The 2,278-nt window shown below is 71.9% G+C and carries 3 protein-coding genes; 2 read left to right on the top strand and 1 reads right to left on the bottom strand.

Annotation, left to right across the window (positions count from 1 at the left end):
- Positions 1–237 precede the first annotated feature (237 nt).
- Both ACNFOC_RS53410 and ACNFOC_RS53415 read left to right on the top strand, forming a co-directional pair.
- A complete protein-coding gene (locus ACNFOC_RS53410; protein ID WP_416966171.1) occupies positions 238–1,578 on the top strand; it encodes a DUF2252 domain-containing protein in 1,341 nt (446 codons plus the stop codon).
- Between the two features lie 241 nt (positions 1,579–1,819).
- The gene (locus tag ACNFOC_RS53415) at positions 1,820–2,125 is read left to right on the top strand and encodes a hypothetical protein (RefSeq protein WP_416966172.1); all 306 of its coding nucleotides are present in this window, start codon (positions 1,820–1,822) and stop codon (positions 2,123–2,125) included.
- A gap of 16 nt (positions 2,126–2,141) precedes the next feature.
- Here the strand turns inward: ACNFOC_RS53415 and pspAB are convergent.
- A partial coding sequence (gene pspAB, locus ACNFOC_RS53420; RefSeq protein WP_416966173.1) for a PspA-associated protein PspAB occupies positions 2,142–2,278 on the bottom strand: 137 nt, incomplete at its 5' end.

Consider the following 2,278-nt stretch of genomic DNA (forward strand, 5'->3'; position numbering starts at 1 on the left):
TGGGTGGACGGGGCGAGGCGGTGGCGGAGGGCGAGGCGGGCACGGCGCTCGGAGGTGGTGATGTGACGGGGGGTGCGACTCATTCCGGCCTCCGCGCGAAGACGTCCACTTCTCGACCGACAGTAGACGTTCACCCGATCGCCGCCCCCGGAATGCAGCCCCCACGCCCACCCGGTTTCACTGCGTAGCAACAGGCGGCGGGACATCAGGAGGCGGCGGCATGCAAAGACACGGCACATGACCACACCGGCCGACCGAGCGGAGCGGGGCCGCGCCGCGCGCAAACGCGTCGCCCGCTCCGCCCACGCCGGCTGGATCCCCGCCGTGGACCGCCCGGACCCCGTGGCCGTACTCGAACGACAGGGCCGGGACAGACTCCCGGAACTCCTCCCGATCCGGTACGGCCGCATGGCCGCGTCCCCCTTCGCCTTCCTGCGCGGCTCCGCCGCCGTGATGGCCGCCGACCTCTCGTCCCGGCCGCACACCGGCCTCACCGTCCAGCTCTGCGGCGACGCGCACCTCCTCAACTTCGGCCTGTACGCCTCCCCGGAACGCGCCCTGCTCTTCGACCTCAACGACTTCGACGAGACGTTCCCGGGCCCGTTCGAGTGGGACGTCAAGCGTCTCGCCGCGAGCGTCGCCGTCGCCGGCCTCGAGAACGGCCACAGCGACACCAAGGCCCACCGAGCCGCGCTGGAGGCGACCGCCGCGTACCGTACGGCCCTGCGCGGTCTGGCCCGCAAGGGCGAACTCGCCGTCTGGTACGAGCGGATCGACGCCGACAGCCTGCTGCCGCTGGTGCGTTCGGCCCGGCACCGCCGCCGGGTGGAGTCCAGCCTCACCCGGGCCCGCCGCCGCACCAGCCTGCACGCCGTGGGCAAGCTGACCGAGACCGTCGACGGCCGCCGCCGTATCGTCCACGACCCGCCCCTCCTGGAGCCGGCCGGCGCCGCCGACATGGCCTCCCTGCGCAAGATCTTCAGCGACTACCGCTCCACGCTCTCCGAGGAACGCCGCCTGCTCCTGGACCGCTACCGCTTCGTCGACGCCGCCCGCAAGGTCGTCGGCGTCGGCAGCGTCGGCACCCGCTGCTTCATCGTGCTGCTCGCCGGCCGCGACCAGGACGACCCGCTGTTCCTCCAGATCAAGGAGGCGCGGAAGTCCGTACTGGAGGAGCATCTGCCGAACGGCCCGTACGTCCACCCCGGTCACCGTGTCGTCGCGGGCCAGCGCCTCCTCCAGGCGGCCAGCGACATCTTCCTCGGCTGGATGACGGGTCCGCAGGGCCGCGCCTTCTACTGGCGCCAACTCCGCGACATGAAGGGCTCCGCGGACGTCGCCGGCATGCGCCCGGAGGCACTCACGGCCTACGCCCGCCTCTGCGGCACCGCCCTGGCCCGCGCCCACGCCCGCTCCGGCGACCGCGTCGCCATCGCCGCGTACCTGGGCGGCACCGACACCTTCGAACGCGCCGTGGCGGACTTCGCCCTGTCCTACGCCACCCAGACGACCGCCGACCACGCGGCCCTGGGCGCGGCCGTCGCGGCGGGCGTGATCACGGCGGCACCGGGCATCTGACCGCCCGTACGACCGCCCGCGGAAAAAAGAGATGCACCCCGAGTGACCGACTCCCTACGCTGGAGACGCATTGCGGAGCAGGTCACCATCGTTTCACGCAGGGCTGGCGTCACCCTGCGGAGTCGGCGCTAGTCTCGTTCGCACCCAACCCACCGGCGGTCGGCCGCCCACCCCAGCGCCCTGTCGGGACAGTGTTCATACCGCTCGGACACCACCACACCCACGCCCACGGAGGCCCGTCATGGGCACCATCGTCCTTTCCGGGACCGTCGTCCTGGTCGTCCTAGGATTCGGAAACCACGTCTGGTGGCTCGCCGCCGTCGCCGTGCTCTTCCTCTACGTGCAGTACGGCAGGGACTCGACGTCGTCCACGTCATCCTCATCGTCCACGTCGTCCTCGTCGGGCGGCGGTTCCTCCTCGGGAAGCACCCCGTCGAGCTACCGCGCGTACCGCGACCGCCGTGACAAGCAGGCCAAGTGGGAGCGCCGTTACCAGCGCGAGCGCCCCCTGGAGTCCCGTCGGCAGGCCCGTCAGAAGAGCAAGTAGGAGACCGGGGCGCCCGTCACAACCCGGGGGCGCCCCACACCGGGAACCACCGGCTCAGATCCTGCTCGATCCGCAGATCGTCGCCGAGCATCGACTTGACCTGGAGTTCCAGCGCGCTGTCGCGCCGCTGACCGTCACCGGCCAGCGGCGCGA

The organism is Streptomyces colwelliae (genome assembly GCF_048158785.1).
GTDB lineage: Bacteria > Actinomycetota > Actinomycetes > Streptomycetales > Streptomycetaceae > Streptomyces.

Excerpts from the sequence above, each read along its gene's own strand:
- ACNFOC_RS53410 (WP_416966171.1), top strand. The coding sequence starts at position 238 with ATGACCACACCGGCCGACCGAGCGGAGCGGGGCCGCGCCGCGCGCAAA.
- ACNFOC_RS53415 (WP_416966172.1), top strand. The coding sequence starts at position 1,820 with ATGGGCACCATCGTCCTTTCCGGGACCGTCGTCCTGGTCGTCCTAGGA.